Source organism: Micromonospora mirobrigensis (genome assembly GCF_900091555.1).
Taxonomy (GTDB): domain Bacteria; phylum Actinomycetota; class Actinomycetes; order Mycobacteriales; family Micromonosporaceae; genus Micromonospora; species Micromonospora mirobrigensis.
In genome coordinates, this window is the sequence record NZ_FMCX01000007.1 from 210832 (window position 1) to 234331 (window position 23500).

The following is a 23500-nucleotide window of genomic DNA, read 5'->3' on the forward strand; positions in this document are numbered from 1 at the left end:
TCACCGCCGCCGCGGCCACAGGCCGAACGTGCCGTCGTCGCGTCCGCAGAGCAGCACCGCGGGGCCGGCCTGACAGTCGCCGGTGGCGCCGACCAGCACGTCCAGGTTGCCGGCCTCGCCGGTGGTCAGGTCGAGGTCGGCGACCAGCACCTTGTGCTCGCCGGCCCGGCGGACGCCCACCAGCGGATCGTCGCGCCACATCCGCCGGACCAGCTCCCAGTCGCCGAGGTCGGCCACGCCGCGGCCGCTGGCTGCGTCGAGCACCCGCAGCGCAACGACGCTGCTCGGCCCGGGCTCGGCGACCAGCAACCGGCCGTCCCGCTCGTCGAGCGGCTGCCATCGGGGATCGCTCCAGACGGTACGGCCGGTCGCCGGGTCCAGCGCGCGGATCCCGCCGGTCTGGCCCAGCGCGCAGACCAGTTCGGCGCAGCGCACCAGGTAGCCGACCAGTGGAAGGTCGATCTGCCAGCGCCGGTCCAGCCCGGCCAGCCCGTACGCGACGAGGGTGCTGTTGTCGGGCGTGAGGACCAGCAGGTCGTCGACGACGTAGGCGCCCTGGTACCGCGGCAGCGCACCGGCGGCGAGGTCGGCGCTGCGCAGTCGACGCCCGGACCCGGTGTCCCACACCTCCACGGGGCCCTCGGCCGGCACCAGCACCAGCCGGTCCACCCGGTCGTCCCGGAACCCGAAGTGCACCGCCTCCGGTGCGGTGGGCACCGACCAGAGCGTCCGCCCGGTGTCCGGGTCGACCCGGCGGACCCTCCCGGTGGTCCCCTCGTCCAGGCCCGTCTGCACCAGCAGTTCCCGGCCGCCGCTGGTCGCCACCCCGGACTGCTGCCACCGCAGGACGCCGGTGGCCCGGTCGAAGGCGGCGGTCAGGTAGGTGTCGCCGCCGATGGTCGGCCCGGTGACCACGACCACCCCGGCCAGCTCCAGCACCCCGACGGTCTCGCCCCGCCCGGGCATCGTGGTCCGCCACAGCGGGGCCGGTCGGGTCGGTCCCCGACGGCCGGCCCTGGGCAGCGGGTAGGCGACCAGGTCGCGTGGACCCTGGTTGTCGGTGCCGGGCTCGGCCACGTAGAGCCGGTCCGCGGCGAGGAAGGGCTGGGCGCCGGTCGGGGCGGGCACCAGGGTCGGCGCGGTGACCCGGCCGGCGTCGGCGCCGGCCACGGTGGCGACCACCAGGGCCAGCACCAGGGCCAGCCGCAGCGGTCGCCCGACGGACCGGGGCGGCCGCGGTTCGCGCCGTTCCTCGTCGGGTTCCTGGCGCAGCTCACCCAGGTCGATGACCGTCACCAGGACCTCCCGACCGTCCCGGGCCGGCAGGTGCGACGCCTCCCCGCCTGTACGATGGCGCGTCGTGGCTGTGCCGGTGGTGGAACCCTCGTTGAACACTGCGACCGAATCCGTGGTCGACGGGCCCGTCGACGACGGTGGAGCCGGCCGGCGACACCGGCGGCCGACCCGTGTCGACGTGTTGGCCATCGGAGCCTATGCGCTCCTCGGTGTTTTCGTCTGCCTCAACTACTGGGTGGACGTGCAGCACCGGGTGTCGTCCCACCTGCCGACCGACCACAGCTGGTTCGAGTGGCTCTTCGCCCACGGCGCGCACTCCGTGCGGCACCTGGAGAACCCGCTGTTCAGCACCCGGCAGAACGCCCCGGACGGGGTGAACATGATGGCCAACACCTCGCTGCTCGGGGTGACCCTGCCGCTGGCGCCGCTGACCCTGCTGCTCGGCCCGCAGGTCACCTACGCCCTCTATCTGGGCGGGGCGCTGGCCGCGACGGCCGGCACGGCGTACTGGGTGCTCTCCCGGCACCTGGTGCGGTCCCGGGCGGCGGCCTTCGTCGGCGGCGCCTTCGTCGGCTTCGCGCCCGGGGTGGTGCACCACGCCAACGGCCAGCCGAACTTCGCCTCCAACTTCCTGCTGCCGCTGATCGTGGCCCGGGTGCTGCTGCTCGGTGGTCCGGGGCGGAGTTGGCGGCGCGACGGCGTGGTGCTCGGCCTGCTGGTGGCGTACCAGGTCTTCGTCAACGAGGAGATGCTGCTGCTCACCGCGCTGGCCTGCCTGGTGGTGGTGCTCACCTACCTGCTGGCCCGACCGCGGGCGGCGCGGGCCCGGGCCGGGGTCTTCGTGGCCGGCCTGGGCGTCGGTGGCGCGGTGGCCCTGCTGCTGACCGCCTACCCGGTGTGGTTCCAGTTCAACGGCCCGCAGTCCTACCGCGGGTTGCAGGGCGGGGTGTTCCACAGCTGGGGCGAGGACCTGATGGCGTTCGTGACGTTCGCCCGGGACACCTGGGCCGGTGACGAGGCGGTGGAGAGGACCATCGGCCTGACCGAGCAGAACACCTGGTTCGGCTGGCCGCTGGTGCTGCTGGCCCTGGCCGCGCTGGTGCTGCTCTGGCGGCGTTCGCCGGCCGCCCGGGTCGTCGCGGTGCTGGTGCTGGTCTTCACCGTCGCCTCCATCGGGCCGCAGGTGCGCTTCGACGGGAAGCTGACCGGCGTCGACGGCCCGTGGGCGTACGTGCCGGACGACCTGCCGCTGGTCGAGATGATGATGCCGACCCGGCTGGCGCTGGTGGTGGCCGGCGCGCTGGGCGTCCTGCTCGCCCTGGCCTGGGACGCGTTGACCCCCGCGCCGGACGTGACGGGCCGGCGCCGCTGGCTCCGGCCGGTCGGCCACGCCGCCATCGCGCTGGCCGTGCTGCCACTGGTCCCCCGGCCGCTGCCGGCGCAGCCGGTGGACCCGCCGCCGCACTTCATCACCTCGGGTGGTTGGCGGCCGTACGTACCGGCCGGGCGGACCCTGGTGCCGGTGCCGGTGCCGAACAACGGGCACGGGCTGGCGACGCTGCGCTGGAGCGCGCTGACCCTGCACGAGTTTCCGGTGCCGGGGGGCTACTTCATCGGCCCGAACAGCGACGGCGAGGGGGTCTTCGGCACCCCGAACCGGCCGACCACCAAGCTGATCTACGCCACGGTGGACACCGGCCGGGTGCCGGCGCTGACGGAGGCGGACCGCCGCCGGGCGGTCGAGGACCTGACCTTCTGGCGGGCGTCGGTGGTGGTGCTCGGCGCCCACCCCCGCGAGGTGGCCCTGCGGGAACTGCTCACCGGCCTGCTCGGCCCGGGCCGCCGGGTCGACGACGTCTGGCTCTGGGACGTCCGGCCGCTGGTGCCCTGACCGGCCCGGGTCAGCGGGCGGTGGCCCGGGACCGCGGGCCGCGCGGCTCGGTCAGCCGGCGGACGTCCCACACCCAGACGTCCAGCTCGCGCCGGCCCGGTCCGGCCACCTGCTCGACGGTGCGCCGCAGCGGCTCGGCGTTGGGCTGGTCGACCGGCAGCACCAGCACGGCCGCCCGCCAGTGCCGCAGCTCGTCCAGGCTGCGGCGGCGCTGCCGCTCGTCCAGCCGGTCCGCCCGGCCGGTCCGCGCCACCTGCTGCACCAGGTCCCCGAAGCCGCTGGGGCGGCCACCGAACTGACCGGGGTCGCCGGTGTTGCCGTTGCGCGGGGCGAGGAAGTAGCCGCCGGGGATCTTGAAGTCGAGGTTGGCCGAGGCCGCCCAGCGCATCCCGTTGGTGTTGCCCATGCTGGGCACCGGGACCGGCACCAGGGTCTGCTCCGGCCCGACGTAGGGCCGCCAGCGGCCGGAGGTGATGAAGTCCGGCACCGCCGGGCGGGAGACGACCTGCAACGGCATCGGTGCGATCGGCAGCAGGGCGACGGCCAGCACCGCGCCGGTGAGGGTACGCACCGTCCGCCGGTCCGGCACCCGCAGCGCGAGGGCCCGCCGCACGGCCAGGGCCAGCAGCACGGCCACCACCACGCTGGTGATCATCCCGAACCGGGTGGGCACCACGGCGTCCAGCAGCGGCAGCCGGACCAGCAGCTCCCACGGGCCGGTGACCAGGTCCCGGTCCCACCAGGAGACCCGCTCGCCGAGGGAGAGCACGGCGAAGAACAGGCCGGTCGCGGCGAGCGCCCGGACCAGCGGTTCCCGGCGCAGCCAGACCACGATGCCGACCGCGATCAGGGTCAGGCTCCAGCCGAAGAAGGCGTTCTCCTCGGAGTAGTTCGGGGCCAGGTTGGCGTTGGCCCGCTGGTTGCCGCCGAGAGTGGCCGAGCCGGGGGTGACGAAGGCGGCGATGTCGTTGCCGTAGTCGCGGACCGCGTCGCTGAGCCCGTGGTACGCCATCGGGCCGGCGAACTGGACGTGCAGCGGGTACGCCAGCAGCGCCCCGGCGACCGCCGCGCAGACCGCCAGGCCGGCGCCGAGCGGGCGCCACGCCGACCGCCAGAGGGCCGGCCGCTGGGCCACCATGGCGAGCAGGAAGACCCCGATGCCCAGGGCGGTGAAGAGCAGGATCTCCTCGTTGACGAAGGCCTGGGCGGTGACCAGCAGGGCCAGCAGCGCGCCGTCGCGTACCGGGCGGGTGGTGCGGGTGAGCGCCAGCGCCCGCCACACCAGGAAGGGCAGCAGGAACTGGGAGATGATGTTCGGGTGCCAGTTGGCGTGCGCGAGCATCGACGGGGAGAAGCCGCATAACCAGCCGGCGACCAGGGCGGCCGGCCGGTGGCGCAGGACGTGCCGGGAGAGCACGTGGTACCAGGCGGTCGCGGTGCCGGCCAGGCCCAGGGTCACCAGGGTGACGAAGGAGACCGCCGGTCCGAACAGGAGGGTGATCGGCACCATCGGGATGCCGAGCGCCAGGATGGCCGTGTTGGCCATCAGGTTCACGCCGTCCGGATAGTTGAACTGGTCGGTGTAGAACGGGAAGTCGCCGTGCAGGACCACGCGTACCGAGTGGGCGAGGAAGAACTGCACCTGGGCCGGGTCGCTACTGTAGAGCGACGCCACCCGGCCGGCCGGGTCGGCCCAGAGCCGGCTGGTCACCCAGAGCGCGGTCAGCAGGAAGAGGCCGTACACGGCCAGGTCGCGGCGGTCCGGGCGGCGTCGGGGCCGGGGAACGGGTGCCGGCGACGGGGTGGTCCGGGCGGGCGCCGGGGCGGTCGGCGGCGCCGGCCGGAGGTCGCCCAGCGGCACTGTGGCGTCGACCAGGGTGGCGGCAACGGCGTGCGACTCGACGTGTCGGGCGTCGACGGCCGGCGGGGATTCGCCACGTAGGTCGGTAGACGTCACAGTTTGCGGAGTCTACCGGGGCGGAAATACTTCGCGAATGCCCACGGGTGTCACTTGTGTTACGAACGATACCCGGGTTCGCTTCCCGATCCCGCCCGACGGACGTCTCGTACCATGGGCCGTCGACACCGACCGCGACGTGAATTCGGGGGCGTACAGGTGGCTCCAGCCCGCCGGCGCGGCACCATGGCCACCGCGCTGCTCACCCTGCTGCTCGCCGCCGCCGGCTGCGGCCCGGTCGCCGACCTCAAGCCCGAAACCCTGCCCGTCGGGTACGACAGCCTGGACGGCAAGCTGAAGGTGTGGCCGGCCCGGGGGTCCCTCGCCGGTGACGCCGCCGCCACCGCGGAGGTGACCGAGGCGGTACGCCGCTGGCGCTCCCCCGAGGACGACCGGGCCCACCTCTCCTCCTCCGGCATCCTCTGGTCCGGTGAGATGGACGGCGGGCCGGTCGCCCTGGTCGCCGCCGACGTGCCCGGCGAGGGCGCCTCCTGGCTGCTGCAACTCGCCCGCGACGGCGACCGGTACGCGGTCCGCCGGGCCAGCGAGTACACCGACCCGGGCTACCTGGTCTACGCCGACGTGCTGCCGGTGGTCTCCGACGCCGGCCGGCGCTACCTCACCTCCGCCCGGGTCGAGCGGCTGCTCGGGCCGGACGGCCGGCCGCTGTCCGTCGCCGACGGGCTCAGCGAACCGGTGGACGTGCCCGCCTGCCGCGCCGTCGGAGTCACCGCGACGCTGCGGGCGACCGCCACGCTGCCCCGGGGCCGGGCCGCCGACCGGCTGCTCGACCTGGGCAGCGCCACCACCGACCCGCGCTACCCGCTGGTCCGCGACGAGACCGGCTCCGGCCGGCAGGCCCTCGCCGGGCTGGACACCTGCCTGCTGGCCGGCCGGGACGGGCCGTTCGGCAGCGTCCCGCGCCGGATCGGCGACCGGGACGCGCCGGCCTCGGTGCCCGAGTCCTGGCCGCTTGCGGAGCTGACCGAACGCGCGCTCGGCCCGGTCGCGCCGGACGGCCGCCGGGCGGGCCGGCTGACCCGGCTGGCCTGGCGGACCGACCACGGCGAGATGAGCGCGGTGGGCTACCGGCCACCGGACGGCGGCCGGCCGGTCCTGTCCCGGGCCGACCGGTCCAACCCGCTGCAGGCGTACGTGCTGCCGGTGCCCGGCCGCCCGCTGGTGGTGCTGACCTGGCAGGCCGACCTGGACGCCCCGCTGGCGGTGCCGCCGGGCACCCCCCGACTGGTGGACCGGCCGGGTCTGGTGGTGGTGCCGCAGGCCGCCGACCGGCAGACCTTCCGGTTGACCGGCTCCGACAAGACGTACCAGCGCTCCGTCGGCGGTCGCTGACCCCGAAGACACGGAAGGGGCGGCCCGGGGATCCCCGGGCCGCCCCTTCCCGCGCCGTACGTCAGTTCTGGGCCGCGGCCCCGTCGGGCTGGCCGGCGGGCTCGATCGGCTGCGCGTCCAGGCCGGAGAGCCAGCCGGTCACGTCGCGGGCCACGTCCTGCGCGGTGAGCCGCAGGTCGGTGAGGATCTGGGCCCGGGTGCCGTGCGGGTGCCAGTCGGCCGGCACGCCCAGGTCCTTCAGCGGCACCCGGACGTCGGCGTCCCGCATCGCCTGGGCGAGCGCGTCGCCCACCCCGCCGACCCGGACGCCGTCCTCGACCGTGACCACCAGGCGGTGCCCGGCGGCCAGCTCGACCAGCTCGGCCGGGACCGGGCGGACCCAGCGCGGGTCGACAACGGTCACCCCGTAGCCCTGCTCGGCGACCCGGGTGGCGACCTCCATGCCGAGCTGGCCGAAGGAGCCGACCGCCACCAGCAGCACGTCGGTACGGGCCGACTCGGCCAGCACGTCCACCGTGCCGACCCGGCGCAGCGCGGGCAGGTCGGCGGCGACGGTGCCGGTCGGGAAGCGCACGACGGTCGGGCCGTCGTCGACGGCCACCGCCTCGCGCAGCTCCTCGCGCAGGGAGGCCGCGTCGCGCGGGGCGGCGATCCGCAGGCCGGGCACCACCCCGAAGACGGACATGTCCCAGATGCCGTAGTGGCTGGGCCCGTCCGGGCCGGTGATCCCGGCCCGGTCCAGCACGAAGGTGACCGGCAGCCGGTGCATCGCCACGTCCAGCAGGACCTGGTCGAAGGCCCGGTTGAGGAAGGTCGCGTAGACCGCGACCACCGGGTGCAGGCCGCCGAGCGCCAGGCCGGCCGCCGAGGTGGCGGCGTGCTGCTCGGCGATGCCCACGTCGTACACCCGCTCGGGGTACTTGCGGGCCAGGGTGGCGATGCCGGTCGGCTCGGCCATCGCGGCGGTGATGCCCACCACGTCGGGGCGCTCGTCGGCGATCTTCACCAGCTCGTTGGCGAAGACGTGGGTCCACTTCACCGACGGGGCGGCCAGCAGCTTGCCGGTCTCGATGTCGAAGGCGCCGCCGGGGCCGTGCAGGCGGTCCGCCTCGTCCTCCTCGGCGGCGCGGTAGCCGTAGCCCTTGCGGGTGACCGCGTGCACGATCACCGGGGCGCCGAAGTTCTTCGCGGCGCGCAGCGCCGACTCGACGGCGGCGACGTCGTGGCCGTCGACCGGGCCGACGTACTTGATGCCGAGGTCCTCGAACATCGCCTGCGGGGCGACCGCGTCCTTGATGCCCTTCTTGACCGCGTGCAGCACCTCGTACATCGGCTTGCCGACGAACGGGGTGTTGCCCAGCGCGTCCTTGACGGTGTCGAGCACCTTCTCGTAGCCGGGGTTGAGCCGCAGCGAGGAGAGGTGGTCGGCGAGGCCGCCGATGGTCGGCGAGTAGGACCGGCCGTTGTCGTTGACCACGATCACCAGCGGGTTGCCGGAGGTGGCGATGTTGTTCAGCGCCTCCCAGCACATGCCGCCGGTGAGCGCGCCGTCGCCGACCACGGCCACCACGGCGCGCTGCTCGCCGCGCAGCGCGTACGCCTTGGCCAGGCCGTCGGCGTAGGACAGGGCGGTGGAGGCGTGCGAGTTCTCGACCAGGTCGTGCTCGCTCTCGGCCTGGCTCGGGTAGCCCGAGATGCCGCCGCGCTGGCGCAACTTGTCGAAGCCGGCCTGCCGGCCGGTGACGATCTTGTGCACGTACGCCTGGTGGCCGGTGTCGAACAGGAGGCGGTCCCGCGGGGAGTCGAAGACCCGGTGCATGGCCAGGGTGAGCTCCACCACGCCCAGGTTCGGGCCGACGTGCCCGCCGGTGCGGGAGACCTTCGCGATCAGGAAGTCACGGATCTCGGCGGCGAGGATGTCCAGCTGCTCCCCGGACATCCGCTTGACGTCCTGCGGGCCACGAACGGTGTCCAGCAGCCGACCGTGGTTGGCCGTGTCCTCTTCAACACTCATGACCGGAGAGTCTATCGGCCGTCCGACACCGCGCAGCTCGGCCGGGCGCGATCGCAGGTCAGTCCGACACCACCAGCCGGCGCGGCGGCACGGGCGGTTCGGCGGGTCGGGCCGGCCCGGACGGGGTCCAGGAGCCCAGCACGGCGGCCCGCCGGGCGCCGGTGACCGAGGGCAGCGCGCCGGGCAGCCCGTGCCAGGAGAGCCAGCCCAGCAGGGCGAACGCGTACGCCTCCTTGGCCTGGGCCGGGACGCCCAGCTCGTCGGTGGTACGCAGCCGCCACCGGCCCGCCCCCAGCGCGGCCAGCCGGCCGGTCAGTGTGGGATTGCGCACCCCACCGCCGGCGGCGACCACCTCGGTCACCCGGTGCCGGTCGCACTCGGCGGCCACCGTCCGGGCGGTCACCTCGGTGAGCGTGGCCAGCACGTCGTCGGCGGCCACCGGCTCGCCGAGCGCCGTCAGCCGGTCGTCGAGGTAGCCGGCGTGGAACAACTCCTTGCCGGTGGACTTGGGCGGCGCCGCCGCGTAGTAGGGCTCGGCGAGCAGCAGGTCCAGCAGGGCGGGGTGCACCCGGCCGGCCGCCGCCCGGGCCCCGTCGGTGTCGCACGGCCGGTCCAGCAGCCGCCGGGACGCCGCGTCGAGCAGCGCGTTGGCCGGGCCCACGTCGTACCCGAGCACCGGCGCGTCCGGCGCGACCACGGTGAGGTTGGCGATCCCGCCCAGGTTCAGCGCCGCCCGCGGCCCGCCGGCCGGGTCGAGCAGCAGCGCGTCGAAGGCCGGCACCAGCGGCGCGCCCTGCCCGCCGGCGGCCACGTCCGCCGACCGCAGGTCCGACAGCACCGGTACGCCCACCCGCGCCGCCACCCGGGCCGGCGCGCCCAGCTGGAGGGTGCCCCGGACCGTCCCCCGCTCGACCCAGTGGAAGACGGTCTGCCCCGGCGAGACCACCGCGTCGGCCTGCCCGCCGGCCAGCTCCACGCCGAGCGCCGCCGCCTCGGCGAAGACCTCCCCGAGCCGGTTGTCCAGCCGGCAGACCGCCTCGATCGTGGTGGCCGCCGGGGGCAGCAGCGCGCCGATCTCGGCCCGCAACGCCTCGTCGTAGTCCAGCTCCCGGTGCCCGAGCGGGCGCATCCGCAGCGTCTCCCCGTCGGGCGTGAACTCGGCCGCCACCACGTCCACCCCGTCGTACGACGTCCCCGACATCAATCCGACGATCCGCAAGGAAGGGCCCCCTCTTAACGCTTTCGGCATAGGAAGGGCCCCTTCTTAACACCCGGGCGGGCTCAGGCCGGGGGCAGGAAGAGGCCGACCAGCTCGACGTGCTGGGTCATCGGGAAGAGGTCGTACCCGCGCAGCGCGGCCAGCCGCCACCCGGCGTCGGTGAACGTCCGCACGTCGCGGGCGAAGGCGGCCGGGTCGCAGGCCACGTAGGCCACCGCGCGCGGCCCGGCGGCCAGCACGTCCCGGACCACCTGCGCGCCCGCGCCGGAGCGCGGCGGGTCCAGCACCACCAGCTCCACCGGGCCGGTGATCCGCCGGCGGGCCAGGGCGGTCTCCACCCGGGCGGCGACCACCTCCACCCGGGGCAGGTCGGCCAGGTTCTGCCGGGCCGCCGCCACCCCGTCGGCGGAGGACTCCACCAGGGTGACCCGGGCGTCGCCGACCCGGCCGGCCAGCGCCGCGGCGAAGAGGCCGGCACCGCCGTAGAGGTCCCAGGCCCGCTCTCCCGGCTTCGGGTCCAACAGTTGCAGCACCGCGCCGACCAGGGTGTCCGCGGCGGCCGGGTGGACCTGCCAGAAACCGGACGCGGGCAGCGTCCAGTCCCGTCCGGCGGCCCGCTCGCGGACCGTCTCCGGCCCGCTGACCGGGGTCGTGACCCCCTCACGGACGGCGGTGACGCTCACGTCGCCGCCGGTGGAGGCGACAGTCTCGACGGCGTCCGCCTCCGGCCAGGGCGTGCCCAGCACCGGCAGCTCCTGGATCGCCGGGTGGGCGATCCGGCAACGGTCGATCGGCACCACCTCGTGCGAGCGGTGCTTGAGCAGGCCGGCCCGGCCGGCGGCGTCGACCGCGTACCGCACCCGGGACCGCCAGCCCAGCGGACCGCCGGGCAGCGCCTCGACGGCCACGCCCAGCGCGTCCACCTCGGCGTCGGTGAGGCCCCCCAGCCGGGTCAGCTGCTCGCGCACCACCGCGACCTTCCAGGCCAGCTGGGCGGCGGGGGCGACGTGCTGGAGGTCGCAACCGCCGCACGCGCCCGGCTTCGCGTACGGGCAGGGCGGAACCACCCGGTCCGGGGAGGCGTCGAGCACCTCGACGGCGTCGGCGCGGGCGAACCCGCGGTGCAGCTCGGTGATCTCGGCGACCACCCGCTCACCGGGGAGCGCGTGCCGGACGAAGACCACCTGCCCGTCGACCCGGGCCACGCAGTGCCCGCCCGGGGCGATCGCGTCGACGGTCAGCTCGACCCGCTCGGCCTCCTCCAGCACCCGCCGCCCGTCGACGTCCGGCCCGGTCGCCGAGGGGCGGGGCACGCCCGAGCCGCCGGTCGCGGCGGTCACCGGGACTCCCCCGCGCCCGGGCCGCTCTCACCGGGCGGCGCGGAGACCACCGGCGGCACGCTCGGCGGCAGGGTGCCGCGCGGCACCACCCGCGGCCCACGGGCCGGTCCCCGGGTCAGCGTGGCGTCCAACCGGTCCAGGTTCTTGCCGGCGGTGGAGGCGAGCTGCCACGGCACGCTGGTCACCATCACTCCCGGTTCGAACAGCAGCCGGCCCTTGAGGCGCAGCGCGCTCTGATTGTGCAACAGGTTCTCCCACCAGCGGCCGACGACGTACTCGGGAATGAAGACGGTGACCACGTCGCGGGGCGACTCCCGGCGGACCGAGGCCACGAAGTTCAGGATCGGGCGGGTGATCTCCCGGTACGGGGAGTCGACCACGGTCAGCGGCACCGGCAGCTCGCGGCGTTCCCAGTCCGCCTGGAGGTCCCGGGTGTCCTTCTCGTCCACGTTGACGGTCACCGCGGTCAGCGTGTCGGGGCGGGTGGCCCGGGCGTACGCGATGGCCCGCAGTGTCGGCTGGTGCAGCTTGCTGACCAGCACGATGGCGTGGTTGCGGGCGGGCAGCACGCCGCGCACCTCGGTCGGCTCCAGCTCGGCGGCGACCCGGTCGTAGTGCCGCCGGATGGCCAGCATCAGCAGGTAGATCACCGCCATCGCGGCGATGGCGATCCAGGCGCCGAGCAGGAACTTGGTGAGCAGCACGATGACCAGCACGATGCCGGTCAGGGCCATGCCGAAGGCGTTGATCGCCCGGGACCGCACCATCCGGCGCCGGGCCTCCGGGTCCCGCTCGGTACGCAGGTGCCGGTTCCAGTGCCGGATCATGCCGGCCTGGGAGAGGGTGAACGAGACGAACACCCCGACGATGTAGAGCTGGATCAGCCGCGTCACCTCGGCCTGGAAGCCGACGATCAGCACGATCGCGAAGCTGGCCAGGAAGACGATGCCGTTGGAGAAGGCCAGCCGGTCGCCCCGGGTGTGGAACTGCCGGGGCAGGTAGCGGTCCTGGGCCAGGATCGAGCCGAGCACCGGGAAGCCGTTGAACGCGGTGTTCGCGGCCAGGAAGAGGATCAGCGCGGTCATCCCGGCGACCACGAAGAGCAGCGCCGAGCCGGAGCCGAAGACCGTCTCGCCGAGCTGGGTGGTGACGGTCTTCTGCACGTACCCGTCGGGCCCGGAGAGGATCTGCGTGCTGGGGTCCTCGACGAACTGGAGGTGGGTCAGGCGGGCCAGCCAGATGATGCCGACCAGCATCCCCACCGCGATGGTGCCGAGCAGCAGCAGCGTGGTGGCCGCGTTGCGGGACTTCGGCGCCTTGAACGCGGGCACCCCGTTGGAGATCGCCTCCACGCCGGTCAACGCGGCGCAGCCGGAGGAGAAGGTCCGCAGCAGCAGGAAGACCAGGGCGAAGCCGGTCACGCTGTGTTCGGCCTGGATCTCCAGGCCGGCGCTCGGGGCGAGCAGCTCGTCACCGAGGACGAAGACCCGGAACAGGCCGGTGAGGATCATCCCGACCATCACGATGATGAAGCCGTAGGTGGGGATGGCGAACGCCGTCCCCGACTCCCGCAGCCCGCGCAGGTTCATCGCGGTCAGCAGCACCACCGCGGCGACCGCGACCGACACCTTGTGGGTGGCCACGAAGGGCACCACCGAGCCCAGGTTGGCCACGCCGGAGGAGACCGACACCGCCACCGTCAGCACGTAGTCCACGAGCAGCGCGCTGCCGACCGCCAGGCCGGCGCGGGGACCGAGGTTGACCGTGGCCACCTCGTAGTCGCCGCCCCCGGATGGGTAGGCGTGCACGTTCTGCCGGTAGCTGGCGACGACCGTGAGCATCACCACCACCACGGCCAGCGCGATCCACGGGGAGAACAGGTAGGCCGACGCGCCCGCGATGGAGAGCGTCAGCAGGATCTCGTCCGGGGCGTACGCCACGCTGGAGAGGGCGTCCGAGGCGAAGACCGGCAGCGCGATGCGCTTCGGCAGGAGGGTGTGCTGGAGCCGGTCGGACCGGAACGGTCGACCGACGAGGAGCCGCTTCAGCAGCGAGGTGGGTCTGGCCACAAGCGCCAAGAGTACGACCACCGCCCGTCCGGTGGTGGGGGTGCCTGATCACCGGGGACCGATGGGACACGGTACGGTCGGTCCCCCGCCCGCGCCGGGGACGTGGCAGGCTCGAAAGATGCACCGCCCACAGCGACGGGCGCGCACCTTGGGAGGACACCGTGCATGTCGTGATCATGGGCTGTGGCCGGGTCGGGTCGACCCTGGCCCACAGCCTGGAGTCCCGGGGGCACTCCGTGGCGGTGATCGACCAGGACGCCGACGCGTTCCGCCGGCTGGGGCCCGACTTCGCCGGGATCACGGTCACCGGCGCCGGCTTCGACGGCGAGGTGCTGCGCCAGGCGGGCATCGAGCGGGCCGACGCGTTCGCGGCTGTCTCCAGCGGCGACAACTCCAACATCATCTCGGCCCGGCTGGCCCGCGAGACGTTCGGCGTGTCCCGGGTCGCCGCCCGGATCTACGACCAGCGCCGGGCGCAGGTCTACGAGCGGCTGGGCATCCCCACGGTGGCCACCGTGCGGTGGACCGCCGACCGGATGCTGCGGCACCTGGTGCCCGAGGGGAACGTGGAGATCTTCCGCGACCCGACCAGCACCGTGTCGATCATGGAAGTGCCGGTCCACAAGGACTGGATCGGTCGGCCGCTGCGCGTCCTGGAGGACGCGGCGGGCGCCCGGGTGGCGTACCTCATCCGTTTCGGCATCGGCACCCTGCCCACCGCCTCCACGGTCGTGCAGGAGGGTGACCAGATCTTCATGCTGGTGACCGACGACATCACCGCGGCGGTCACGTCGGTGGCGGCGACGCCGCCGGAAGGAGGGCTGTAGAGCCATGCGGATCGCCATCGCGGGCGCCGGCAACGTGGGCCGGTCGATCGCCCAGGAGCTGATCGACAACGGCCACCAGGTGATGCTCATCGAGCGCCAGCCCAAGATGCTCCGGCCGGACCGGGTGCCGGCCGCCGACTGGGTGCTGGCCGACGCGTGCGAGCTGGCCAGCCTGGAGGAGGCGAACGTCTCCGGCTGTGACGTGGTGGTCGCCGCGACCGGCGACGACAAGGTCAACCTGGTGGTGTCGCTGCTGGCCAAGACCGAGTTCGCGGTGCCCCGGGTGGTGGCGCGGGTGAACCGCGCGGAGAACGAGTGGCTCTTCACCGAGCAGTGGGGGGTCGACGTCGCGGTCAGCAAGCCGCGGGTGATGGCCGCGCTGGTCGAGGAGGCGGTCACCGTCGGCGACCTGGTCCGGTTGATGACCTTCCGGCAGGGCGAGGCGAACCTGGTCGAGATCACCCTGCCGCCCACCGCCCCCTACGTGGGGCAGCCGATCCACCAGGTGCCGATCCCCCGCGACGCCGCCCTGGTGGCGATCCTGCGCGGCAAGCGGGTGCTGGTGCCCAGCCCGGACGACCCGATCGAGGCCGGCGACGAGCTGGTCTTCGTCTGCACCGCCGAGGTGGAGGACGAGGTCCGCGCGGTGATCCTCGGCCCGGACAGCGTCGAGCGGACCCGCGGCACGGGCTGAGCGGGCCGCCGCGCCCCGGGGGTCGGGTTCCTGGCCCCGCCCACCGTCCGCACGGCCGAGCGCCGGACGGTGGCTCTGCGGGCCGTCAGGCGCCGGGCAGCGGATCCGGCGCCGGCTCCCGGGTCACCCGGCGCACCGTCCAGACGGTGATCAGCAGCAGCAGGGCGTACGGCGGGTAGCCCAGGGCCAGCCGGGCGATGCCCAGCGCGGTGTCCTGCTGCGCCAGGTAGAGCGCGGCCTGCACTCCCACCTTGGCCAGCCAGACCACCCCCCAGAGCACGGTGAGCTGGGTGAAGGTGCGCACCAGCCGGGGGTCGTCCCGCCACTCGGCGCGCCCCTTGGCCACCAGCACCGACCAGATCCAGCCGACCAGCGGCTGCCGCAGCAGCGCGGAGACCAGCAGCGCCAGGCCGTAGCCGATGCCGTAGAGGATGCCGGGGAGGTAGAAGTCCCGCTCGTCGCCGGTGCGCCAGGCGATGGCCGCACCGATCGCCACGCCGAACAGCCCGTTGATCGCGTGCCGGACCGGCCGCCGCTGGGCCAGCCGCACCACGGCGATCAGCAGCGCCACCCCGACCGAGGCGAGCACCGCGGGGCGCAGGTCGCCGATCACGTTGGCGAGCACGAAGACCACCACGGGGATGCTGGACTCGACCAGCCCCCGCCAGCCGCCGAGCTGGTCGGCCATCTGCTCGGCGAGGGTGGGCAGCGGCTCCTCGTCGGGCACGCCGGTCGCCGGCTGCGTCGGCCGCTGGGCTCCGGCGGTCATCGTGGGTCTTCCGTCCGCCGTGTCCGCGTCGTCACTTCGGCGACTCCAGCTCGTAGTGCGGGTTGTAGATGACCTTGCGGTCGTCCCGTACGGCCACCCGGCCGCGGGCGATCAGATGCCGGCCCGGCTCGATCCCGGCGATGTGCCGCCGGCCCAGCCAGACCAGGGTGACCACGTCGCTGCCGTCGTACAGGTCGGCCTCGAGGGTCGGCAGGTTCGTCCGGGGAGTGTAGACCACGGTACGCAGTCGACCGCTGACGCAGACGACCTGACCTCGGGAGCACTGCCGGGCCGGCATGCCGCCGGACTCGACGCTCTCCCGTTGCAGCTCCTGCGCCTCGATCTCGGCCTCGCTCGCGGTGAGCCGTTGCAGGATGCGCCGCAGCGACACCCGGCCTCCGTCGGTCGTCATGACCTCCGCGTCACCCTCTCCACGCTGACCGGTCACGCCGGCACCGGCCGGCCCCGGTGCGCCGGAACCGTCCCGCCAGCGTACGCCGACGGGTCCGGTTCCGGCGGAACGGTGTGGCCGGAACCGGCGTGACCCGGCTCAGACCTCGCGCGGCGCGCCGTCGGTGGCGGTGTCCTGCTCCGTGGTGGCCTGCTCGGCGACCTCCCGGGGCAGCCGCAGCGGCAGCGGCTCGCGGACCGGCTTCGCCTCGTGGCCCCGGTCGACCACCAGGCCGTCCAGGCAGAGGGCCAGCGGGCCGGCCGCCGACGGGTCGGTCGCCGCGCGACCCTGGAAGACGCCGCGGACCATCCAGCGCGGCCCGTCGACGCCGACGAACCGCAGGTCGGTGATGCCGTCCGGGGTACGCACCCGGGCCTGCAACTCGGTGCCGTACTCGCCCTGGACCTCCTGGGCGGCGGCGCCGTCGTCGAACAGCGACTGGCGGATCTCCTCGCGCACCTCGTCCCAGATGCCCTCGCTGCGCGGAGCGGCGAAGACACCGAGCTGGAGGGCGTTGTCGCCGTGCACCAGCACCACCTGCTGCACCACGCCCTGCGGGTCGGCCTGCACGCGCACCTCGACATCGGGCACCGCCGGGATCTGCAGGCTGCCCAGGTCCAGCCGGGGCATGTCGGCCGACGCCTCGGAGACGTCGTACGGCCCGCGGGCCGGCGCCGCCGGCTCGTCCGCCGCAGCGGCCCCCAGGACCTCGGTGCCCCGCTCGTCCCCGCCGTTGTCCCGCTTTCGGGAGAAGATCACTGCGCCCACCCTCCGCTGTTCACACTCACCCTGCCACCTCTTCCGTCAACCCGCCGGCCCGCTCCGGGTCGGCGCGCCGGCCCTCCGCCCCGGGCGGGGACGGCGTGAGCCCGGCGTGACCGCCGGTCGAACCGTGCCCGCCCGAACCGCGCGGCGAGTCGGGCAGCTCGGCCACCGGCCGGAACTGCGCCCGCGCCACCTGCTGGACGACGAGCTGCGCGATCCGGTCACCGCGGGCGATCCGCGCCGGGGCGACCCGATCATGGTTGATCAGGTTGACCAGGATCTCACCCCGGTAGCCGGCGTCGACCGTACCGGGCGCGTTGAGCACGGTCACGCCGAGCCTGGCCGCCAGCCCGGACCGGGGGTGGACCAGCCCGACGTACCCCTCCGGGAGGGCGAGCGCCACGCCGGTCGGCACCAACGCGCGTCCGCCGGGCGGCAGCTCCACGTCGGCGGCGGCGACCAGGTCGGCCCCGGCGTCACCGGGATGGGCGTACGCCGGCAACGGCAGCTCCGGGTCGAGCTGCCGCACCGGCACGGGTACGACGTCCGTCACGATCTCCCTCTTCCGTCCGGTTCCACGCGCTGCCCCTGACATCCTGCCGAATCGACGGGCCGCCGTGCGCCGTACCCTCGAACCGTGAGCGTGTCCCCGTCGCCGGCGCCCGCCAACGCGGCCGTCCAATACTCCGAGAAGCTCCGGCTGCCCTGGTGGTACGCGCTGGCCGGGCTGGCCGTCGCCGCGCTGCTCGCCACCGAGGTGTGGCTGGGCGGCGCGGGCGTACGCGCCTGGCTGCCGTTCGCGGTGCTGCTGCCGGCGACCGCCGCGGGCCTGTGGTGGCTGGGCCGGATCCGGGTGGCGGTACGCGACGGCGAGCTGCTGGTCGACGACGCCCGGCTGCCGGTGCGCTTCGTCGCCGACGTCGTCCCGTTGGACGCGGCCGGCCGTCGGGAGGTGCTGGGCGTCGGGGCCGACCCGCTCGCCTTCGTGGTGCAGCGGCCGTGGATCGGCGGCGCCGTGCAGGTGGTGCTCGACGACCCGGCCGACCCCACCCCGTTCTGGGTGGTCAGCTCCCGTCACCCGGTCGCGCTGGCCGAGGCGGTCCTGCGGGCCCGCGGCCCGGCCTGACCGGCGGGCTCAGCGCTTCGGGCGCCGGCGGCGCAGGTCGCCGCGGAGCTGGCCGGCCAGCGCCAGGGTGGAGCGGCGGTTGAGGTAGCCGGCCACGGCGGCGCCGGTCAGGAACGGCCCCAGGGTGGTCAGGTTGCGACCGAAGCGCTTGAGCAGGCTGTCCCGCAGCTCCTTGCGCGCGGCGGTGCCGAGCACCGCGCTGACCCCGACCCCGGGCGTCATCGGGTTGATCCCCCGCTGACCGGCCCAGGACTGGACCAGGGCGACCGCGCGCTGGGCACCCGCGGCGGGTATCGGCACCCGGTAGATCTCGTGCAGCTCGCCGATCAGCTTCAGCTCGATCGCCACCACCACGACGGTCTCGGCGGCCAGCAGCACCGGCGCGGAGAGCAGGGTCGGGGTGGCCACCCACTCGACGGCGGCCACGCCGCCACCGGCCGCGCCCACCCCGGCGGTGGCCCGGGCGGCGTTGCGGATGAGCCGCTCGGCCAGTTCCTCGTCGTCCAGGCCGGGGAAGTGCTGGCGCAGGGTGGCCAGGTCGCGGACCGGCACGTGCGGGGCCACGTCGGCGACGGTGTCGGTGATCCAGCGCAGCGCGGCCTTCGGCTTGAACAGGTCGGCGACGCCGCGGGCGCGGGCCTGCCCGACCAGCCGGGTGAGCAGCTGGCGGCGGCGGGCCGGGGCGAGGTCGTCGGCGGTCAGCGCCGCGACGGTCTCCCCCAGCTCCTCCCGGGCGGCCAGCTCGCGGCCGGCCGGGGTGTCGGGGCCGGTCGGGGTGTCGTGGCCGGCCGAGTCGGGGCGGCCGGTCGGGGTGTGGGGCGGGTTCGCGGCGGCGTTGTCGCTCGCCGGTCGCCCCTCGGCGGCACGGTGGGTCGCGGGATCGGCGCCGTCCCGGTCCGGACCGGCGGTCGCGTCGTCCCGTCCGCTGCGCCACTTCACGCCGCCACCCCGTTCCGTCCGGTGCCGGCGTACGCCCGGGGCGCGCCGGACACGGTCATCGGTCCGCTCATGGCGTTCGAACTCCCCGGTTCCGGCGACGCGGAAACCACCTGATCCGCGTCAGGCCGTCCACCGCCGTCGGCGCCGGTGGGTCCGAACAGCGGCGGCCCCGTCCCGGAGGCCGCCGCTCGTGACTTGCGTCGTGATCAGACGCACTCTCGGCAGATCAGCTCGCCGTTGCGCTCGACCGCCAGCTGGCTACGGTGGTGCACCAGGAAGCAGCGCGCACACCGGAACTCGTCCTGCTGCATCGGTAGCACCTTGACCGTGAGCTCCTCGTCGGCCAGGTCGGCACCGGGCAGCTCGAAGCTCTCGGCAACCTCGGCCTCGTCGACGTCCACGGCGCCCGACTGTGAGTCGACCCGCCGGGCCTTGAGCTCTTCCAAGCTGTCCTCGCCGAGGTCGACCTCGTCGCGACGCGGGGCGTCGTAGTCGGTGGCCATCGGTTTCACTCTCCCATATCGATATGGTCGCTTCCGGTTGTAACGCCGGACGACACTGTTTCGGTTCCGCTGGCCGGCCACCAGTTGTGTCGGTCTCCCGACCCGGTTGCCGGCCGGACCAGGGCCGCCAGAGAAACGCCTCCGGCGAGCGCGGTACCTTACCGCCCCCTCGGGCGAGGCATGTATACCGCCCTTGCGGCAGAGATGTACGCCCCTGCGCCGGAAGTTGTTCCCAATGTGACTCAGGCGACACGAAGATAGGGGTAGTAGTACCTGGTTCCCGGATGGCGCGCCGGCATGTCCGGCTGTTTCCACGCGACGGCCGGACACCCGTTAACCTCAGCGGCGTACTCGACGGCCGGCGGGGCGGCCCGACCGCCGACGCCCGCCGCCACCCACCCATCGCCCGGGAGCCCCCAGATGAGCTTTGCGCGAGTGCGAGCACTCGTTGTCGTCGGCCTGCTGGCGGTCATCGCCCTGGTCGTCGTGGTCGTGGCCGTGGTCCGGGACTCGCAGGGCAACGCCGTCAGCGCCCAGAGCTGTCCGGACGGCTGGCCCCTGGCGGACCTGCGACTGCGCGAGCAGAAGGACGTCAGGATCAACGTCTACAACGCGACCAACCAGCCCGGTCGGGCCGCCGACGTCGCCGACGACTTCCGCAACCGCAAGTTCCAGGTCAAGAAGGTCGACAACGCCAAGCAGCGCCTCGACGACGTGGCGGTGCTGCGGTACGGGCCCAAGGGGGTCGGCTCCGCGCAGCTGCTGCGGGCGTACTTCCTGGACAACGTGACCCCGAAGTTGGACATGAAGCGCAAGGACGACACGGTCGACGTGATCCTGGGCAGCGGGTTCCAGCAACTGGCCACCACCACCGAGGTGAACCAGGCCCTGGGCGACCTGGGCACCCCGGACCTGCCCGCCGGCACCTGCCCGATGCCCGCCGACAAGTAACCCGTTCCCGGGCCCTCGCCGGCCCCGGCCGCTGTCAGGGGCCGCCGGAGGCGTCCAGGTCGGCGAGGCGCTCGTGCAGCGGCCCGAACAGGGCCGGCGGCGCCGCCAGCACCAGGTCCGGCCCGGCCGCCCGACCGCCGAGGCCGGCCACCCGCAGCCCCGCCTCGGTGGCGACCAGCCCACCGGCGGCCAGGTCCCAGGCGGCGAGCCCCTTCTCGTAGTACGCGTCGACCCGCCCCTCGGCGGCCAGGCAGAGATCGATGGCGGCCGCCCCGAACCGGCGGATGTCCCGGACGTGTTCGATCAGCCCGCCCAGCACCCGGGCCTGGTGCGCCCGCCGCTGCGCGGCGTAGCCGAACCCGGTGGCGACCAGGGCCTGCCCCAGATCGATCTCGGTGGAGCCGCGCAGGCGGACGCCGTCCCGGTGGGCGCCGCCGCCCCGCGTGGCGGTCCACTCCTCGCCGGTGGTGATGTTGCGGACCACCCCGGCGACCACCGTGCCGGCGACCTCCGCGGCCAGCGAGACGGCGCTGTTGGGCAGCCCGTACAGGTAGTTGACGGTGCCGTCGATCGGGTCGACGATCCAGCGCACGCCGTCGGCGCCGGCCGGGCCGGCGTCGCCCTCGCCGTACTCCTCGCCGAGCACCGCGTCGTCGGGGCGCAGCCGGCGCAGCGCGTCGAGGACCTGCCGCTCCACCGCCCGGTCGGCGGCGGTGACCACGTCGGTGGCCGTGCTCTTCGTGGCGGCCACCGAGACCCCCTCGGCCCGCATCCGGTACGCGGTGGCCGCGGCCTCCCGGGCCACCTCCACGGCGATCCGCAGCAGTTCCTCCGACGACGGCGCCGAACGGCTCATGGTTCGTCCCCTTCCCGCACGAGTGGGACCTCCCCCGCCGCGCGCGAGTATCATCCTTACAAAGTCCACATCTGCGCCGAATCGGCGGTCCCAACCGCCGGTACGCCGTGCGGCGCAGGATGATCGCCGCAGACGGCGTTACAATTCACCCCTGCCCACGCGCCACGGACCGCCAACGACCGGCCGGCCCGGGACACGGGGGTTCCTCAACCACATCGTCCGGCGCGGCGCCCCGCTCTGCGCCGGACGACCCGGCCGTGCCCGCTCTTCGCCTCCGGAAGGTCATTCGTGACAGAACCCCGCCAGAACGGCGCCGACGTTCGCTCGCTCACCGACACCCTGATCGCCCACGCGCAGAGCGCGGGCGGGCAGCTGACGTCGGCTCAGCTCGCGCGCACCGTCGAGTCCGCCGAGGTGACTCCGGCCCAGGCAAAGAAGATCCTGCGGGCGCTCTCGGAAGCGGGCGTCACCGTGGTCGTGGACGGCTCGGCGAGCACCCGCCGTCGGGTCGCCGCGGCGCGCTCCGCCACTCCGGCGTCCCGGGCCACCACCGCGAAGACCACCAAGAAGGCCGCGGCGCCGGCCCCGAAGCAGGCGCCCTCCGCCGAGGAGACGACTCCGGCGGTCCGCAAGGCGGCCCCGCGCAAGGCCGCGGCCACCACGGCCGAGGTGGCCGCGAAGGCCGCCGTTCCGGCCAAGGCGACGAAGGCCACCCGGGCCACCAAGGCGACCGTGGCGGCCAAGGCCGCCGGGACGAAGACCGCCAAGGGCGAGGGCGCCGAGGGCGACATCGACCCGGAGGAGCTGGCCGCCGAGATCGAGGACGTGGTGGTCGAGGAGCCGGCCGAGCTGGCCCGAGCCGCCGCGACCGACGCCGCCGCCTCGGCCACCGACAACGACTTCGAGTGGGACGACGAGGAGTCCGAGGCGCTCAAGCAGGCGCGTCGCGACGCCGAGCTGACCGCCTCCGCGGACTCCGTCCGGGCCTACCTCAAGCAGATCGGCAAGGTGCCGCTGCTCAACGCCGAGCAGGAGGTCGAGCTCGCCAAGCGGATCGAGGCCGGCCTCTACGCCGCCGAGCGGCTGCGCGCCGCCGAGGAGGGCGAGGAGAAGCTCACCCGCGAGATGCAGCGGGACCTCGGCTGGATCTCCCGCGACGGTGAGCGGGCCAAGAACCACCTGCTGGAGGCCAACCTCCGACTCGTGGTCTCGCTGGCCAAGCGGTACACCGGCCGCGGCATGGCGTTCCTGGACCTGATCCAGGAGGGCAACCTGGGCCTGATCCGCGCGGTCGAGAAGTTCGACTACACCAAGGGCTACAAGTTCTCCACGTACGCCACCTGGTGGATCCGGCAGGCCATCACCCGCGCCATGGCCGACCAGGCCCGCACCATCCGCATTCCGGTGCACATGGTCGAGGTGATCAACAAGCTCGGTCGCATCCAGCGCGAGCTGCTCCAGGACCTGGGCCGCGAGCCCACGCCGGAGGAGCTGGCCAAGGAGATGGACATCACACCGGAGAAGGTGCTGGAGATCCAGCAGTACGCCCGGGAGCCCATCTCGCTGGACCAGACCATCGGCGACGAGGGCGACAGCCAGCTCGGCGACTTCATCGAGGACTCCGAGGCCGTCGTCGCGGTCGACGCCGTCTCCTTCTCGCTGCTGCAGGACCAGCTCCAGCAGGTGTTGCAGACCCTCTCCGAGCGGGAGGCGGGGGTGGTCCGGCTGCGGTTCGGCCTGACCGACGGCCAGCCGCGCACCCTGGACGAGATCGGCCAGGTGTACGGGGTGACCCGGGAGCGGATCCGGCAGATCGAGTCCAAGACGATGTCGAAGCTGCGCCACCCGTCCCGTTCCCAGGTACTCCGCGACTACCTGGACTGATCGATTTCGTCAACCGGTCGTGTCGCTTTGATCACGTGGTGTGCAACACCGCATGGTGACCGGCCGGTTGCACGATTGTGATCGTTGGCGTGGCACCCTTGGTTCACGGCACACTGTGCCTGCCATGTGTGACCTCGGTCCCCCGCGGGCACTCAGGGAAGGCAGCACCCCTCGTGGGTGTTGCAGGATAGGTGAGCAACGACCGAAGAGATTGTTCATCGGTGACGACCAGAGGAGGAAGGCGATGACCCCGACCCTCACGCCGCCGCCCGAGACGGTGAGCCCCCCGGCCGCCGATGAACGGTGCGACCGCTGCAATGCTGCCGGCAAGCTCCGGATCACTCTGGCTGGTGGAAGCGAACTGGTGTTCTGCGGGCACCACGCGAACAAGTACGCGGAGGATCTCGTGAAGATCACCGTGCGGTACGCGACGGACCCGGAGTTCAGCTGGCGTGGCGCCGATCTGATGGCGAACTGAATTCATAAACCGCAACCGACGACAGAGCCGACCGGAGGCGCCCACCAGGGCCCTCCGGTCGGCTTTTTCGTGCCCGCCGCCGCTGCCGCCCCGTGGCCGGCGTGAGGCTGCGCGAAAT

21 protein-coding genes are annotated in these 23500 nt (G+C 74.0%); 8 read left to right on the top strand and 13 right to left on the bottom strand.

The window, feature by feature from the left end; all coding sequences use genetic code 11:
- Entirely contained in the window at nt 1-1296 is a 1296-nt protein-coding gene (locus GA0070564_RS22680) for an outer membrane protein assembly factor BamB family protein (RefSeq protein WP_141714844.1), read from the bottom strand.
- A gap of 64 nt (nt 1297-1360) precedes the next feature.
- Between GA0070564_RS22680 and GA0070564_RS22685 the strand changes: the two genes are divergently transcribed.
- Nucleotides 1361-3187, top strand: a complete 1827-nt coding sequence (locus GA0070564_RS22685; RefSeq protein WP_091612291.1) for a DUF6311 domain-containing protein — start codon at nt 1361-1363, stop codon at nt 3185-3187.
- A 10-nt stretch (nt 3188-3197) separates the two neighbouring features.
- On the opposite strand, the gene GA0070564_RS22690 is transcribed toward GA0070564_RS22685, so the two are convergent.
- Nucleotides 3198-5063 (bottom strand): DUF6311 domain-containing protein, encoded by a 1866-nt coding sequence (locus GA0070564_RS22690; RefSeq protein ID WP_425412521.1) that lies wholly within the window; start codon nt 5061-5063, stop codon nt 3198-3200.
- A gap of 240 nt (nt 5064-5303) precedes the next feature.
- On the opposite strand from GA0070564_RS22690, the gene GA0070564_RS22695 reads away from it, so the two are divergent.
- On the top strand, nt 5304-6497 hold the full coding sequence (locus GA0070564_RS22695; RefSeq protein ID WP_425412515.1) for a hypothetical protein: 1194 nt from the start codon (nt 5304-5306) through the stop codon (nt 6495-6497).
- A 61-nt stretch (nt 6498-6558) separates the two neighbouring features.
- Here the strand turns inward: GA0070564_RS22695 and dxs are convergent, their stop codons facing one another.
- From dxs to GA0070564_RS22715, 4 genes are all read right to left on the bottom strand, one after another.
- Nucleotides 6559-8511 carry a 1-deoxy-D-xylulose-5-phosphate synthase gene (dxs, locus tag GA0070564_RS22700; protein WP_091612301.1) on the bottom strand — a complete coding sequence of 651 codons (1953 nt, stop codon included), beginning with the start codon at nt 8509-8511 and terminating at the stop codon, nt 6559-6561.
- Between the two features lie 58 nt (nt 8512-8569).
- On the bottom strand, nt 8570-9760 hold the full coding sequence (locus GA0070564_RS22705; RefSeq protein WP_281182189.1) for an anhydro-N-acetylmuramic acid kinase: 1191 nt from the start codon (nt 9758-9760) through the stop codon (nt 8570-8572).
- 32 nt (nt 9761-9792) lie between these two features.
- Nucleotides 9793-10998 (bottom strand): class I SAM-dependent RNA methyltransferase, encoded by a 1206-nt coding sequence (locus GA0070564_RS22710; RefSeq protein ID WP_091612821.1) that lies wholly within the window; start codon nt 10996-10998, stop codon nt 9793-9795.
- A 68-nt stretch (nt 10999-11066) separates the two neighbouring features.
- Nucleotides 11067-13139 carry an APC family permease gene (locus tag GA0070564_RS22715; protein ID WP_091612307.1) on the bottom strand — a complete coding sequence of 691 codons (2073 nt, stop codon included), beginning with the start codon at nt 13137-13139 and terminating at the stop codon, nt 11067-11069.
- Nucleotides 13140-13300: 161 nt separating this feature from the next.
- On the opposite strand from GA0070564_RS22715, the gene GA0070564_RS22720 reads away from it, so the two are divergent.
- Together GA0070564_RS22720 and GA0070564_RS22725 are read left to right on the top strand one after the other, a co-directional pair.
- Nucleotides 13301-13966 (top strand): potassium channel family protein, encoded by a 666-nt coding sequence (locus GA0070564_RS22720; protein WP_091612311.1) that lies wholly within the window; start codon nt 13301-13303, stop codon nt 13964-13966.
- A gap of 4 nt (nt 13967-13970) precedes the next feature.
- Nucleotides 13971-14660: a potassium channel family protein gene (locus GA0070564_RS22725; protein ID WP_091612316.1), complete on the top strand. Its 690-nt coding sequence runs from the start codon at nt 13971-13973 to the stop codon at nt 14658-14660.
- An 85-nt stretch (nt 14661-14745) separates the two neighbouring features.
- Here the strand turns inward: GA0070564_RS22725 and GA0070564_RS22730 are convergent, their stop codons facing one another.
- The 4 genes from GA0070564_RS22730 to dut form a co-directional block, all read right to left on the bottom strand.
- A complete protein-coding gene (locus GA0070564_RS22730) occupies nt 14746-15429 on the bottom strand; it encodes a DUF3159 domain-containing protein (RefSeq protein WP_091612319.1) in 684 nt (227 codons plus the stop codon).
- A 31-nt stretch (nt 15430-15460) separates the two neighbouring features.
- A complete protein-coding gene (locus GA0070564_RS22735; protein WP_091612322.1) occupies nt 15461-15841 on the bottom strand; it encodes an OB-fold nucleic acid binding domain-containing protein in 381 nt (126 codons plus the stop codon).
- A gap of 138 nt (nt 15842-15979) precedes the next feature.
- Nucleotides 15980-16639, bottom strand: coding sequence for a DUF3710 domain-containing protein (locus tag GA0070564_RS22740; RefSeq protein WP_425412516.1), 660 nt, complete (start codon nt 16637-16639; stop codon nt 15980-15982).
- Nucleotides 16640-16664: 25 nt separating this feature from the next.
- Nucleotides 16665-17198: a dUTP diphosphatase gene (dut, locus tag GA0070564_RS22745; protein ID WP_176730795.1), complete on the bottom strand. Its 534-nt coding sequence runs from the start codon at nt 17196-17198 to the stop codon at nt 16665-16667.
- An 84-nt stretch (nt 17199-17282) separates the two neighbouring features.
- On the opposite strand from dut, the gene GA0070564_RS22750 reads away from it, so the two are divergent.
- Entirely contained in the window at nt 17283-17771 is a 489-nt protein-coding gene (locus tag GA0070564_RS22750) for a DUF3093 domain-containing protein (RefSeq protein WP_091612332.1), read from the top strand.
- Between the two features lie 9 nt (nt 17772-17780).
- On the opposite strand, the gene GA0070564_RS22755 is transcribed toward GA0070564_RS22750, so the two are convergent.
- Both GA0070564_RS22755 and GA0070564_RS22760 read right to left on the bottom strand, forming a co-directional pair.
- Nucleotides 17781-18512 carry a hypothetical protein gene (locus GA0070564_RS22755; RefSeq protein WP_091612824.1) on the bottom strand — a complete coding sequence of 244 codons (732 nt, stop codon included), beginning with the start codon at nt 18510-18512 and terminating at the stop codon, nt 17781-17783.
- Nucleotides 18513-18916: 404 nt separating this feature from the next.
- Nucleotides 18917-19213: a DUF4193 domain-containing protein gene (locus GA0070564_RS22760; protein ID WP_007075406.1), complete on the bottom strand. Its 297-nt coding sequence runs from the start codon at nt 19211-19213 to the stop codon at nt 18917-18919.
- Between the two features lie 435 nt (nt 19214-19648).
- Between GA0070564_RS22760 and GA0070564_RS22765 the strand changes: the two genes are divergently transcribed.
- Nucleotides 19649-20164 carry a LytR C-terminal domain-containing protein gene (locus GA0070564_RS22765; protein WP_176730796.1) on the top strand — a complete coding sequence of 172 codons (516 nt, stop codon included), beginning with the start codon at nt 19649-19651 and terminating at the stop codon, nt 20162-20164.
- Between the two features lie 34 nt (nt 20165-20198).
- On the opposite strand, the gene GA0070564_RS22770 is transcribed toward GA0070564_RS22765, so the two are convergent.
- On the bottom strand, nt 20199-21020 hold the full coding sequence (locus tag GA0070564_RS22770) for an inositol monophosphatase family protein (protein ID WP_091612341.1): 822 nt from the start codon (nt 21018-21020) through the stop codon (nt 20199-20201).
- Nucleotides 21021-21308: 288 nt separating this feature from the next.
- Here GA0070564_RS22770 and GA0070564_RS22775 point away from each other — a divergent pair, with 288 nt between their 5' ends.
- A complete protein-coding gene (locus tag GA0070564_RS22775) occupies nt 21309-22904 on the top strand; it encodes an RNA polymerase sigma factor (protein ID WP_091612345.1) in 1596 nt (531 codons plus the stop codon).
- Between the two features lie 244 nt (nt 22905-23148).
- Nucleotides 23149-23382: a DUF7455 domain-containing protein gene (locus GA0070564_RS22780; protein WP_073835435.1), complete on the top strand. Its 234-nt coding sequence runs from the start codon at nt 23149-23151 to the stop codon at nt 23380-23382.
- Nucleotides 23383-23500 lie beyond the last annotated feature (118 nt).

Excerpts from the sequence above, each read along its gene's own strand:
- GA0070564_RS22770 (WP_091612341.1), bottom strand. The coding sequence starts at position 21,020 with ATGAGCCGTTCGGCGCCGTCGTCGGAGGAACTGCTGCGGATCGCCGTG.
- GA0070564_RS22760 (WP_007075406.1), bottom strand. The coding sequence starts at position 19,213 with ATGGCCACCGACTACGACGCCCCGCGTCGCGACGAGGTCGACCTCGGC.
- GA0070564_RS22725 (WP_091612316.1), top strand. The coding sequence starts at position 13,971 with ATGCGGATCGCCATCGCGGGCGCCGGCAACGTGGGCCGGTCGATCGCC.
- GA0070564_RS22735 (WP_091612322.1), bottom strand. The coding sequence starts at position 15,841 with ATGACGACCGACGGAGGCCGGGTGTCGCTGCGGCGCATCCTGCAACGG.
- GA0070564_RS22780 (WP_073835435.1), top strand. The coding sequence starts at position 23,149 with ATGACCCCGACCCTCACGCCGCCGCCCGAGACGGTGAGCCCCCCGGCC.
- GA0070564_RS22730 (WP_091612319.1), bottom strand. The coding sequence starts at position 15,429 with ATGACCGCCGGAGCCCAGCGGCCGACGCAGCCGGCGACCGGCGTGCCC.
- GA0070564_RS22705 (WP_281182189.1), bottom strand. The coding sequence starts at position 9,760 with ATGCCGAAAGCGTTAAGAGGGGGCCCTTCCTTGCGGATCGTCGGATTG.
- dxs (WP_091612301.1), bottom strand. The coding sequence starts at position 8,511 with ATGAGTGTTGAAGAGGACACGGCCAACCACGGTCGGCTGCTGGACACC.